10 protein-coding genes are annotated in these 13,790 nt (G+C 48.7%); 8 read left to right on the top strand and 2 right to left on the bottom strand.

Annotated elements, in window-relative coordinates; translation table 11 throughout:
- Positions 1 to 27 precede the first annotated feature (27 nt).
- Genes UNH61_RS18680 through UNH61_RS18660 form a run of 5 tightly spaced genes read left to right on the top strand, consistent with a single transcriptional unit; the run spans position 28 to position 7,486 of the window.
- The gene (locus UNH61_RS18680; protein WP_326993504.1) at positions 28 to 954 is read left to right on the top strand and encodes an ABC transporter ATP-binding protein; all 927 of its coding nucleotides are present in this window, start codon (positions 28 to 30) and stop codon (positions 952 to 954) included.
- 9 nt (positions 955 to 963) lie between these two features.
- On the top strand, positions 964 to 3,291 hold the full coding sequence (locus UNH61_RS18675) for a Gldg family protein (RefSeq protein ID WP_326993503.1): 2,328 nt from the start codon (positions 964 to 966) through the stop codon (positions 3,289 to 3,291).
- 11 nt (positions 3,292 to 3,302) lie between these two features.
- Positions 3,303 to 4,604 carry a DNA mismatch repair protein gene (locus UNH61_RS18670; protein ID WP_326993502.1) on the top strand — a complete coding sequence of 434 codons (1,302 nt, stop codon included), beginning with the start codon at positions 3,303 to 3,305 and terminating at the stop codon, positions 4,602 to 4,604.
- 15 nt (positions 4,605 to 4,619) lie between these two features.
- Positions 4,620 to 5,936: a DNA mismatch repair protein gene (locus UNH61_RS18665; protein WP_326993501.1), complete on the top strand. Its 1,317-nt coding sequence runs from the start codon at positions 4,620 to 4,622 to the stop codon at positions 5,934 to 5,936.
- Between the two features lie 44 nt (positions 5,937 to 5,980).
- Positions 5,981 to 7,486, top strand: coding sequence for a S41 family peptidase (locus UNH61_RS18660; protein WP_326993500.1), 1,506 nt, complete (start codon positions 5,981 to 5,983; stop codon positions 7,484 to 7,486).
- Between the two features lie 69 nt (positions 7,487 to 7,555).
- On the opposite strand, the gene UNH61_RS18655 is transcribed toward UNH61_RS18660, so the two are convergent.
- A complete protein-coding gene (locus tag UNH61_RS18655; protein ID WP_326993499.1) occupies positions 7,556 to 7,939 on the bottom strand; it encodes a YciI family protein in 384 nt (127 codons plus the stop codon).
- 207 nt (positions 7,940 to 8,146) lie between these two features.
- Between UNH61_RS18655 and UNH61_RS18650 the strand changes: the two genes are divergently transcribed.
- Complete coding sequence (locus UNH61_RS18650) at positions 8,147 to 9,421, top strand: TCR/Tet family MFS transporter (protein ID WP_326993498.1); 1,275 nt, start codon at positions 8,147 to 8,149, stop codon at positions 9,419 to 9,421.
- Positions 9,422 to 9,513: 92 nt separating this feature from the next.
- Positions 9,514 to 9,837, top strand: a complete 324-nt coding sequence (locus UNH61_RS18645) for a S24 family peptidase (RefSeq protein WP_326993497.1) — start codon at positions 9,514 to 9,516, stop codon at positions 9,835 to 9,837.
- Positions 9,838 to 9,876: 39 nt separating this feature from the next.
- Here UNH61_RS18645 and UNH61_RS18640 read toward each other — a convergent pair whose 3' ends face one another.
- The gene (locus UNH61_RS18640; RefSeq protein ID WP_326993496.1) at positions 9,877 to 11,544 is read right to left on the bottom strand and encodes a S41 family peptidase; all 1,668 of its coding nucleotides are present in this window, start codon (positions 11,542 to 11,544) and stop codon (positions 9,877 to 9,879) included.
- A 190-nt stretch (positions 11,545 to 11,734) separates the two neighbouring features.
- On the opposite strand from UNH61_RS18640, the gene UNH61_RS18635 reads away from it, so the two are divergent.
- The gene (locus UNH61_RS18635; protein WP_326993495.1) at positions 11,735 to 13,774 is read left to right on the top strand and encodes a glycoside hydrolase family 65 protein; all 2,040 of its coding nucleotides are present in this window, start codon (positions 11,735 to 11,737) and stop codon (positions 13,772 to 13,774) included.
- Positions 13,775 to 13,790: the final 16 nt, after the last annotated feature.

Here is a 13,790-nt window from a genome sequence, read left to right as displayed (position 1 = left end):
ATCTGCATAAAGTATTAAAAACGTATTATGAGCAGCATATTAAAAATCGACAGGCTTTCGCATAAGTACAGCTCTGCCTGGGCTATACGCGATATTAACATGGAGATCAGCCAGACCGGCGTAGTGGGCCTCCTCGGCTCCAACGGCGCCGGGAAGTCAACCACCATGAATATCATGTGCGGAGTATTGAACCAAACGGAAGGCGATGTTTATATCAACGGTATTGATATCAGAAAGCAACCGGAAGAAGCAAAGAAAGAAATAGGATTTCTGCCCCAGAACCCGCCTGTGTATACCGATCTGACGGTCGACGAATACCTCACCTATGCAGCAGGCCTTCGCCTGATTGAAAAGAATAACATCGGAAAAGCAGTCAAAGAAGCTAAAGACCGCTGCGGGATCGCGCATTTCAGCTCCCGCCTGATCAAAAATCTTTCCGGTGGTTATCGTCAACGTGTCGGAATCGCGCAGGCCATCATCCATAAACCAAAGCTGGTAGTGATGGACGAGCCCACTAACGGGCTTGATCCAAACCAGCTCATCGAAGTACGAAAACTGATCCGCGAAATTGCCAGAGAACATACCGTGCTGCTTTCCTCGCATGTACTCTCAGAAGTACACCTCCTCTGCCGTGAAGTGGTGATGATAGAAGGCGGCCGCGTTATCTTCTCCGATACCATGGATGCTTTCAATAACTACGTACAGCCACATAGCGTACTGACCCGCATGGAAAATCCACCACCGGTATCGGAACTGCAGAAAATCAGTGGCGTCACCAAAGTAGAAATGCTCAGCGACCGGCAGATACGCATCTATTTCGATGGCGATCAGGATATCACGGAAAGGATCATCGCCGCCAGCGTGCAAAACGAATGGCGCCTTCGGGAAATCAGTCTCGATAAAAGCCTGCTCGACGATATATTCAAGCAACTTTCAAATCAATCGCTCCAATAATTTTTATACATGAAGATGATATTCAAAATTGCGAAAACGGAACTCAGGAACCTGTTTTACTCTCCGGTCGCCTGGTTTTTAACGATCGCATTCATGGTGCAGTCCGGGTTTTATTACAGCAGGGAGCTGTTGAACCTCGCCAAATGGCAGGATATAGCTTTGAAAAATAACCCTCAGTTCAAGGATTGGGGCGTTCCATTGACACCTGGTATTTTCCTCGGCGGCGATGGCATTTTCAGTAATGCTTTACAGAACCTCTACCTGTTTGTGCCACTCCTGACGATGGGGCTCATCAGCAGGGAAATCAATAACGGTACTATCAAGCTGCTCTATTCTTCGCCGGTGAAAACAAGAGAGATCGTATTCGGAAAATATCTCGCTATCATGCTCTATAATTTCATGCTCGTATCTATTGTAGGTATCTTCATGATGATGGGAATGGTGCAGATAAAATCGGCCGACTATGGCATGTTATTGTCTGCCGCACTGGGATTTTATCTGTTGGTATGTACCTACACGGCTATCGGACTTTTTATGTCGAGCCTGACTAACTACCAGATCGTTTCCGCGATTGGCAGCTTTATCATCATATTTATACTGGGCCGCATTGGTGGCTTATGGCAGAAGTATGATTTTGTAAGAGATCTGACCTATTTTCTTTCTATATCAGGTAGAACTGTGAAGATGTTGAGAGGACTGATCACCACCGCTGATGTGATCTACTTCCTGATGATCATCTTTATGTTTGTATCGTTCACCCTGATAAAACTGAAAGCAGGCCGCGAATCCAAAAGCTGGCTGATAAGGGTATCGCGTTATATAGTAGTAGTGGTAATTGTGCTGGCCACCGGATACTTCAGCTCACGCCCGGCTTTCATTGGTTACTGGGATACTACTGCCAGAAAGATAAATACCTTACATCCGAATACGCAGCAGATCATTAAAGAAATGGGCAACGGCCCGCTGGAAGTGACGTTGTATACCAACCTCCTGGGAGGCGGAGCTATCAAAGGTTTCCCGGAAAACCGCAACGATTATTTGTGGAACCTGTGGGAACCATATCTCCGCTTCAAACCGGATATTAAATTCAATTATGTATACTATTACGATACCGACGACAACGATAGCACCCTGTATAAAATGTGGCCAGGCAAAAACCTGGAACAGATTGCCAAACAAATGGCAGAAGGGTTTGAACTGAACCCGTCGATGTTCAAAGCGCCGGCAGAGGTTCGTAAAATGATCAATCTGCAACCGGAACGTTATCGCGTGGTAATGGAAGTAAAGTATAACGGCCGCCGTACCTTCCTGCGCACGTTCGATGATCCTACTTTCTGGCCGGAAGAGCTCCAGGTGGCGCCTGCGTTGAAACGCCTGTTACAGGCGAAGATGCCTAAACTGACTTTCCTTACCGGCAACCTGGAAAGGGATATCTATAAGAAAGGAGAAAGGGAATACTATGGCCTGACACAGAATAAGGCAGAGCGCGAAGCGCTGATCAATATAGGATTCGACTCCGACTCACTTTCCGGTGAAACTCATGAAATACCGGATAGCATTGCTACCCTGGTACTGGCAGATCCTAAAACGGAACTGAGCCCGGCAAAAAAAGAAAATATCAGGCGGTATCTCGACAGGGGTGGTAACATGATGCTGCTCGGAGAGCCGGGTAAACAACAAATACTGAACCCGGTATTGCAACAGCTGGGAATACAGCTGGAAGAAGGCACACTGGTAGAACTCTCGAAAGATGAAATGCCGCACATGATTAAGCCCTATATCACCAGGGCAGCTACTTATCTTGCCGGCAGCGGTTTTTTTACAGATCTCAGAACCATGATGGAACAAGGGGATACTATTCCTCAGCTGATGCCTGGTGCTGCGCCCATTACTATACTGGATAGCAGCAAATATAAAACGGAGGCATTGCTGACCACCTTTAATGGTAGGGACTGGCTGAAGAAAGGGGCGCTGGTAGTAGACTCGGCAGCGCCGGTGTTCAGTCCGCAGGAAGGCGATACCAGGGCTGTTTCCTACGCAACGGCAGTATCGCTGACACGGCAGGCAGGCAACAGGCAGCAACGCATCATTGTAATGGGCGACGCTGACTTTATGAGCTCATTGCGGCAGGGCGGTGGTGCTATGAGCAAGGCTATGTTCAGCTGGCTCGACTATGGCGCTTTCCCCATCTATACGCCCAAACCCAAGCCTGTAGATACGCTGCTCAGGATTAGTCCGGCTGGCGCCAATACAGTGAAGTGGCTCTTCGTATGGATACTACCGGCCCTTGTTGCTTTAGCCGGTACCATATTACTGATCCGTCGTAAACGACAATAAAAACGGAACACATGATCTTGCATACAGACGAACAAACAATTGATGATCTCAGGATTTTTGGAAAAAGGGATGTGGGCGGTATCTATGATATCTATAATAATACCCACACCCGCGGTGGCGAAACGATCCTGGAAGAAATGTTCCGTAATCCGTTGTCAGACAAAGACAGCATCAATAAACGAAGCAGCATTATTGCCGGGTTCTCGCGCCTGAATGTTGCGTTCCCGTTCAACTCATCACTGTTTGATATGGCAGAGAAATACCTGGCTATCGGCGACGCACAAACGAAAAGCGCCAATCAGCAGGTAACGCTCAGCGAAAAGGAGATCAACAACGGCGTAACGGCAGTTATAGAACTTATTCAGCAAACCAACCAGTTTATACAGGGCAGCGATATTTCCGCCATTGCTGCCTATGCACCAGAGCGGACGGCCATTGCAGCATTGCTGGCCGATCCGGCCCTGGAGCCGGCACTGAATGAAAAGCAGCCGGGTAAGCTGTCTTATGGCGCCATCACTGCCTACGACCTGCTGTTCAGAACCCGCGAACGCAATAAAATTGCACAACTGCTGGGATATATCTATTACCTGGATGTATATGCCTCCGTAGCCAAAGTGGCTACGGACAGGAAATTCATATTTCCGAAGGCACTCGATAAAGGCCCCTGCAAGCTGAAACTGGAAGGAGTATATCATCCTTCCCTCAGCAATCCTATAGGCAACAACGTGATGATGAATGGCACGCGCAATGTCATTTTCCTGACCGGCGCCAACATGGCCGGGAAATCTACTTTCCTGCGCTCACTGAGCACGGCATTATACATTGCACACATGGGATTTCCGGTGGCTGCACGGGCCATGGAATTTGCCGTGCTGGATGGCATCTATACGACCATTAACCTCCCCGACAACCTGGGGATCGGCGCCAGCCACTTCTATGCAGAAGTGCTGCGCGTGAAAAAGATTGCTGCGGAACTTAACAGTGGCAAGGCACTGCTGGTGATATTCGACGAGCTTTTTCGCGGCACGAACGTAAAGGACGCCCATGAAGCTACGGTGGCCGTTACTGCTGCGTTTGCAAAGAAGCATAACAGTATGTTCGTTATTTCTTCGCATATCGTGGAAGCCGGGGAAGACCTGGAACAACACGCTGGTATAGGTTTCCTGTACCTGCCCACCCGCATGAACGGACATACACCGGAGTATACCTACACGCTGGAAGAAGGGATCACCGACGACCGCCATGGTATGCTGATCATCCGTAATGAAGGAATACTGGATATATTGAAGAACGGAAAGAAACCGGTGAAATAAAGTAAAAATATAACCATGAGTTTTAGCATAGACAGGCAAACAATGGATGAGCTGAACCTGCTGGGTAAATACCGCAGCGGCTCTGTATACCATTTGTTCAATGAAGTGAAAACAAGAGGAGGGGAGCGGTTATTGGACGATATGTTCCTTCATCCGCTGGAGGATGCAGCAGCCATCAATACACGGAGCAGTATTTTCCGTTACTTTCAGCAGCTCCAATTGAGCTTTCCTTTTGATGTACCACAGCTGACATTAATGAGGGAATACCTGGATACAGGTACCGGAAAAAATGCTGCCCTGATTTTGGGAGACATTTTCATGAAGAAAGTCCTCTCCGGCCTGACCCATGATGAGCGCTACCGCAAGATAGTACAGGGTTTACAGGCCACCATCGTAACGCTGAAGCGGTGTTATGGCGTGGTGGAAGGAATGGCCGCTGATAGCAGTCCCTTCGCCGGCCGCATCACTGCCATGCGGCAGATACTATCCGGCAAAGAGCTGGAGCGCCTGCTGAACATGGACATCTATCAGGCACTGCCCGTGAAAACACTGGCCTACTACGATAACCTGCTGAAAGGTAAGCTGAGCAGGGAAATGGAGGAAGTGTTGGCATTTATATACGAACTGGATGTAAATATTGCCGTGAGTAATGTAGCCCGTGAAAAAGCGTTTACTTATACGCAGGCGTTACCTGCGGAAAAGAATACTTTCGCAGTAACCGGGCTTCGTCATCCCTGCATCGCGAAAGCGATTGGCAACAACATCTCCATGCAGGGGCACAGCAATGTGCTTTTCCTGACCGGCGCCAACATGGCCGGTAAATCCACGCTGATGAAAGCAGTGGGCATCGGCATGTACCTGGCGCATATGGGTTTCCCTGTTGCGGCTGATGAGATGCAGTTCTCCGTACGGGAAGGGCTATACTCTTCTATCAACGTAGCCGATAATATCCACCTGGGCTACAGCCATTTCTATGCGGAAGTAGTGCGGGTGAAACACGCCGCAGAGGCGGCGGCTACCGGTAAACGCCTGTTGCTGATGTTCGATGAGCTATTCAAAGGTACTAACGTAAAAGACGCATACGACGGTACACTGGCCGTAACAGAAGCCTTTGCGGAATATACCAACTGCCTGTTTATTGTTTCCACGCACATCATTGAAGTGGGTGAAGCACTGAAAGGACAGGGGAATATACAGTTTTCTTTCCTGCCTACGGTCATGGAAGGATCCCGGCCGCGTTATACGTATCGGCTACAGGAAGGTATTACGGAAGACCGTCAGGGTATGATGATCATCCGCAACGAAGGCATACTGGAGCTGATTGGCTCCTGATCAGCACAAGGCACCGAAACATTATTGTAAAATAAATAAACCATATGAAGAAGTTGTTGACGTTTGGCGCTGCCGCCATCCTGGGATGTTATTGCCTGAAGGTATCTGCCCAGGAGAAGAAATTGTCGAACCTGACGAAGGAAGATTTTATTTCGGATTTTAAACTGGCTGTTGACATCCTAAAGAAACAACATCCCAATCCATATAAATTCATCGACGCTGCTGTTTTTGAACAAAAGGTAGATTCCCTGCTGAAAGGCATGGCTCAAACAAAAGATATTTACGCCTGTCTGCAGTATTCTCCTGTTTATCTTATCAGGGATGTACATACCAGTCTGCGTCTTTCAAATGATAATTCCAGGGAACTATACAGCAGCATCCGTTTCTTTCCGTTTCCGGTAGTGATAGAAAGAGGAAAAATATTCATCAATATCAAAGGCGCCAGCATTCCGTTTGGCGCAGAAGTGACCAGTATTAATAACAGGCCGGCAAGTGAAATATTGAATTCTCTGGCTACTTCCGCTTACAGCGATGGCTATGCCAATACTGGCATGGACCGGGTTTATGGCGACTTTCAGGTGGTGTTCAGCCTGGAATCACCCATGCAGCAAAGCTATCAGGTATCGTATGTAATGCCTGGCAGCACGGAAACAAAGAAGATCACCCTGCCCGCTGCAGGCCCTACCCAGGCCTATCATGCCACCCGCCAGGCAGTATATCCGTACAACCTGTTACAGCATGCCTACTATATCTACAATGATTATTTTGATGATACACAAACCGGCCTGCTCACGGTAAATACCTTTGCGATCAATGAAGCCGACGCGTATAAAGAATTCAGCGAGTTCTTCAAAGAAGTGAACAAACGCAAATACAAACAGGTGATCATCGATATCCGTAATAACGGCGGTGGTAACCCGGCGATATCAGCCCTGCTTTATTCCTTCATGACTACAGGGCCTTTCCGGAATGTTTATAACTACCGGACACGCACCATCGATATTGCTTATCCCGAATATGCTGTAGCAGAAAACGGAAGAAGATTATCTGATGAAGATATCCAGAGCCAGAAGAATTTCTTCTATCAACGTTTTGATAAAGATACAACTGGTTTCTTTGTGGGAAATGCACGCCTGAGAGATGGCCTGCTGGAGAACTTTCCGCCGGATAAAGATGTGTTTCATGGAAAGGTGTTTGTGCTGACAGGTGGCGGTACCGTATCGGCGGCAACTTACTTTGCTTCCCTGGTGCAGAAGAATAAGCGGGGTGAAATTATCGGTAAAGAAACCGGTAGTGGTGCGGAAGCAACAACGGCGGCCTGGTTCACCAGGTATCTGCTGCCCAAAACGAAATGTGTACTGACAGTGCCATTGTCGGAACTGTATTTCTTCAACGCTACCACCGATAAAGGTCGTGGTATCCTTCCGGATGAAGAAGTACCGATGAATAAATTTATAGAATACATCCAGGCAGGTAAAGATCCTGAAATCGCCTATACATTGGATTTGATTACCTCAGGCGGCAAGACTGTACCTGCCCGGAAACGGTAAACCGGGATGAATGCATGGTGAATGAAGATGTATGATAACGGCCATGTGCTGTTATCATCATCTTCATCATCACTGTTTCGGATACACGAAGTTGGTATCTTCCTCCTTCATCTTCACTGGCCTTATTTCTATAGAGGCGGATGGCACATACTCAAATTCAGGATTGTTCCGGGCAATAGCAATCGCTTCTTCCATATTATCTGCCCGGATGTGATAGTACCCCACTTGTATTTCTTTCCCCGCGTCAATAGCTTTGTTCACCCATCCGTTGTGATTACGGGAAAGCATAGTGCCTTCTCTGATCAATGGCTGCGCTGCAATCAGGCTGTTGGATGCCTGTAGCTCCCGGATATATACCTCACATTTTTTTATGAAGGCAAGATGCGCTTCAGCAGACAACGCTGCTTTAGCGTCGCCTGCATTCCGGATATACAGCATGAATTCTTTTTTCATGGTACTGCATTTTAAAATATTTCACAGTGGTTGGATACTACTCAAAATTAACGATTAGTCATAGAACCGGTGAAAAGGGAGGGGTGTTTTTTTTACCGGCCGGAATCCCGTTTTCGCCGGTATAGCCGCGGATATTAGCCGGTATAAGCTTTATGGTGGAAGTAGGGAGAGATACCTTTGGCATCACATCTCCAAATGTTAATTCTTATGCAAACCACATCTAAAAAAGCTGCTATCAGCTTTATTTTCATTACGCTGCTGATTGATGTAATGGGCTGGGGGCTGATCATCCCGGTAATGGCCGATCTGATTGCGCAGCTGAAAGGTATTCCGGTTAACGAAGCCAGCCCTTACGGCGCCTTGCTACTATCTGTTTTTGCGATTGCCCAGTTTTTATTTGCGCCGGTGATCGGTAATCTGAGCGACAGATATGGCCGCCGGCCGGTATTGTTACTTTCCCTCCTGGGCTTTGGTATCGACTATATTGTACTGGCGCTGGCGCCGGCTTATGGCTGGTTGTTCATCGGTCGTGTGGTGGCAGGTATAACGGGGGCCAGCTTTACCACAGCTACCGCTTATATCGCCGATGTCAGCACCGATGAAACAAGTAAGGCAAAGAATTTCGGCCTGTTCGGCGCAGCATTCGGAATAGGCTTCATCCTGGGCCCTGCGCTGGGTGGACTGCTGGCACACTGGGGGATCAGGGCGCCTTTTTATGCAGCTGCCATATTGTGCCTGGTGAACTGTATATACGGCTATTTCTTCCTGCCGGAGTCGCTTAGCAAAGAGCACCGCCGGCCTTTCGAATGGAGAAGAGCCAATCCCTTCGGGTCTCTGAAATTCCTTGCCCGTCATCCGGAGATCGGCGCACTGTCGGTGAGCTTTTTCCTGATGTCGCTCGCCGGACAGGCAGTGCAGGGCAACTGGAATTTCTTTACTATCTACCGTTTCCACTGGACTGAAAAAATGGTGGGCATTTCCCTGGCATTGGTGGGTTTAATGATAGGATTGGTACAGGCCGGGCTTACAAGAATACTTAATCCAAAAATAGGCAACGAGAAAAGTATTTACCTTGGCCTTTCGCTTTATACGATCGCATTGGTATTATTCGCATTCGCCAGTCAGGGCTGGATGATGTTCGTTTTCCTCGTGCCTTACTGCCTTGGTGGCATCTGCGGACCTTCACTGCAGTCGGTTATTTCAGGGCATGTGTCAGCCAGTCAGCAGGGAGAACTTCAGGGCGCCCTTACCAGCCTGATGAGCATCACCACCATTATTGGCCCGCTCATCATGAACAATACTTTCAGCTATTTTACCAGTAACAGCGCACCATTCTATTTCCCGGGTATACATTTCCTCATTGCCGCTGTACTCATGCTCGTCAGCATATTTCTCACGGCGCGCGTATTGCGGAAAGATCATAAGACGGCCCCCAAACTGCTGCCGGTAACAGAAGATGAGATATTCAGTGAGGTTCGATGAGCGGAAATTTGCGATATACATGCCTGCAGGAGCACGGTTCCTGCAGGCATCTTTTTTTTTCCTAATTTTGCGGAAATTAAAATTGAAATGATATGAACAAGTATGAAAGATTAAAAGTCGAGCTGGAGGCGATAGGCTCGGGGAAGATGAAAGCCTTCGGCACCTCCATGCTCCCCATTCTGAAGAGCGGCAGCCTGCTCACCTTTGAGAAAGCCGCAGCGTATCAGATTGGCGACATCGTATTCTGCAAAGTAAAAGGGCATTATATTGATGCACACAAGATCGTTAAGATCGACCAGAACAAAGGCTTCCTGATTGCCAATAATCATGGCTTTGAAAATGGATGGACCAAAACGATTTACGGCCGGGTGGTCACCGGTGAATTTCAGAACAGGGTTATTTATAAAAGAGGATAATAACCTGTTGAAAAACCAGCTGTAGCCCCACTTCCACAACTACTTACCCGTACGTATATACGCCGCTGCCCGTTCCAGTACTTCATCCCTTCTTTCCCTTAGCGCATTGATTCCCGGGCGCACAGGAATATCCGGCCGGATGCCAACACGCTGCGCTTCCTTTCCATCAGGATAATAAACCCCCAGACCGGTAAAGTAAGGTTGTCCTTCTCCGTTGGGAAGTTTTATGGATGCAACATTGCCCAACGCCCCGGCGGTCTGACTGCCAGCCAGTACAACACCAGGTATGCGTTGCAGCGCCATCGTGGTGTATTCTCCCATACTTTGCGTGTACTCGTTGATCAGCAGTACTACCTGTCCGCGGTAGTAATGCCTGTTATGGAATAACGGCCCCACTTTCCACAATCTGCCATAGCGGAAGGTTCCGGGATAATGAAGATTAGGGGAGGCGATCCTGGCAAAGCCTGTTCTTTTGGGCATCAGGTACCTGCTAAGTGCGATCGCAGCGGTTGTCGGATATTTCCGCATATCTATAATCAGCCCTTTCGTATGCCTGAACGTACGCATGCCTTCCCGGATGTTACGCCGCGTTAATTTGCTGATATTAAAGTAGCCAATCTGTTCATCCAGTTGCCGCCATGCGGCTGCTGTATCGGGTTCCGGAGAGAGGCGAGCGTTCCGGACATGCCACCGATGCATAAGCGTATTCCGGGTTTGTCCGTTTCGATCTACTGTTACCGAAACAGTATCTTCTTTTCCGGACATCAGCAAATGCCAGGTACCACGTAGCCTGGCCGGCTCGTTGGAACCACTCATATAAGGTCTGCACGAATCAATGTATTCCTGTAAAGGCCTGCCCCTGATGGCGGTGATCACATCGCCCGGTGCCAGGTCTGCAGCCTGCATCAGCGAATCCTGCAAACTTTTTCTGATCACTGCCTTGCCATCTGCGATGTCATAATAGAAGGGTGGATAGTACGGCCCGAAATGATAGAACATTTCGGTAGAAGTATAACCGGAATGGCTATCCTGTAAACAGGCATCCAACCGCTGTAACGCTAACTGGTATGCAGTAGCATCAGGTGCATCTGCAAATAACGGAACCATATTGTTCAGCACCCCATTCCAGTTTGGCTGCAGATGGTAGGTACACGGATAAAAATACCGGATCACATTCCAATACCTGAACAGTGCCAGTAGCCGGTATTCTTTCGAGGGGTACCGCGTATGACTATACGTTTTTTCGTGACGATAGGATGTTTGCACGCGGAAAAAGCGGTATCTTCTTTCATAGTAATAATGCCTGCCCCTGTTAGGATTGTCGCGGATGTAAACAAGCCGCGCTGAAACAGCCGGACTGAATACCGATGTATCCTGTAGCCAGCTGAAATCAGGCGCCGGAGGGGCCTGAACCAGCTGATGAACACTACAGTTGTTGCAGCGCCGTACTTTACCAAGAGCTTCCAGCCATGCTGCATAAATTTCATTCAATGTTTCCTTGTCCTGCGCTGCTAATACCTGTGGTATCTTCTCTATCAACTCCTGGTCCCAGTTACGCTGCTCGCGGGCAACATGCGGATGGTAATACTTCAGGAAACCCCATATCCTGCAAAGGCTTTCCAGTCGCTTTGTTTCACTGACCGGTGTATGCGTGGCCGTTACAATAACAGGAAATAAAATACATAGTAATAGTATAGGTCTGTGCATAAAGTGATGGATGATACGGTGTTTAAATTAATCATAAACGCTATTGGCTGATGACAGTCTGCACAACTTTAACAAATCCTTGTAGTAGCTATCTGTTCATGATGAATCTAAACCAAAATGATTAAGTTTGTTTAATAACCTCGTGTAGCTCGATGATATAGCTATTCATAGTGAATTTTAAATGAAGCACATGCAGTACAGGCATTTCTTTTTGGCAGTATTATTTGTATCAGTCTGTGGTAGTACACGGGCGCAGGATCCCTGGATGTTGAAATCAGGTAATATCAATCCGGCGGAATATTACGGCGCTACCGTCGCCAATGGAATGATCGGCATCGTATCGTCGCCGGAGCCCTTTAAAGTAAAAGACGTAGTATTGGCCGGTGCATATGATCTGTACGGCCGGGGGCGGGTGAGTAACTTCCTGCGGAGTTTCAATCTTCTGAATATGTATATGGATATTGACGGGCAGCGGGTGAATGCAAAAGACGCACGAAACTTTGAACAAACGCTGGATATGAGGCACGCGGGGTTCACGTCCAGCTTCGATTATACCGATAAGGCTACAGTATCTTATACCTACTATTCTCTCCGGCATCTGCCGTATACAGTACTGATGGAAGTGAATGTAACGGCGAAGAAAGATATCACCTTCACGGGCAGCAGTGTACTGGAAGCGCCGGATGCCTTAAAGGATGTGCAGAATTACTACAATGAAATCGACCGGCCACATGTGCTGATCAGTTTACTGACATCCTCTGCTAAAAGTCCTACCGGCAAGCTGTTAATGTGTGCCAGCAATACTTTTCTGTTCAATGAAAAACACGGTCAGGAGCCACGTGTCATCCATGAAATGTGGGATAACAACCTGCACCTGCTGAAGTTCAGTAAAACCCTGAAAGCGGGAGAAACTTATCAGTTCTCCATTGTAGGGTCTTCCATCACCAGTGCGCACGACGAAGATCCGCTGAATCAGGCGGAGCGGCTCACCATCTACGCTAAACTGGAAGGCCACGACCGGCTGCTTCAGTTTCACCGTGCGGCATGGGACAGCCTCTGGAAAAGCGACATACAAATCGACGGGGATGCGCAGGCGCAACAGGATGTACACAGCATGTTGTATCATCTGTATTCTTTTGTGCGTGAAAACAGCAGCTTTTCAATTTCTCCGATGGGCCTGAGTGGCCTGGGTTACAACGGGCATGTGTTCTGGGATGCAGATCTGTGGATCTACCCGGCCCTGCTGGTGATGCGGCCGGAGCTGGCTAAAAGCATGATTGAATACAGGTACGAACGCCTGGAAGCCGCCCGCCGCAATGCATTTGCAAAAGGATTCCGGGGCGCCATGTTCCCTTGGGAAAGTGCTGCCAGTGGCGCAGAAGAAACGCCGGTATGGGCGCTGAGCGGGCCATTTGAACATCATATTACCGCGGATGTGGCCATCGCTGCCTGGAACTACTATCAGGTAACACAGGATAAACAATGGCTGCGGGAGAAAGGCTGGCCACTGCTGAAGGAAACCGCTGATTTCTGGAGCAGCAGGGTGGAAAGGAACGGGCCGGGGCAATACGATATCAAAAATGTGGTAGCGGCCGACGAATGGGCTGAAAACGTCGACAATAACGCATTCACCAACGCCGCTGCCAGGGCTAATCTGGAATACGCCACGAAGGCAGCTGCTGTGCTCGGGCTGAAAGCTGACCCGGATTGGATGAACGTAGCAGCCAATATACCAGTGCTCCGTTTTTCTGATGGCGTTATTAAAGAACATGCCGCTTATCATGGCGAACCAATCAAGCAGGGCGATGTAAACCTGCTGGCCTATCCGCTGAAATACGTAACAGATGCTGCCCAGATCAAAAAAGACCTGGCCTATTACGAAACCCGGGTGCCGGACGCCGGCACGCCCGCAATGACTCAGGCCGTGTTTGCGCTGCTGTATAGCCGTCTGGGTAATCGCGCTAAAGCCCTGGAATGGTTCCGGGATGCCTATTACCGCAACCTGAACCCGCCTTTCCGGGTCATTGCGGAAACTAAAGGGGGTACCAATCCGTACTTTGCCACCGGCGCCGGCGGTATATTGCAAAGTGTGATCATGGGCTTTGGAGGTATCGATATCGCCCCGCAGGGATTGCAGCAGGTGAAGTCGGCGCTGCCGGAAGGCTGGAAAAAACTGACCCTCACTGGCGTTGGGCCCCAGCGGAAAACATTCGAGGTGAAAGCAAATTAAGCAATGTAGCCAGGAG

The organism is Chitinophaga sp. 180180018-3 (genome assembly GCF_037893185.1).
Lineage (GTDB): Bacteria > Bacteroidota > Bacteroidia > Chitinophagales > Chitinophagaceae > Chitinophaga.
This window is presented reverse-complemented; position numbering and strand designations above follow the sequence as displayed.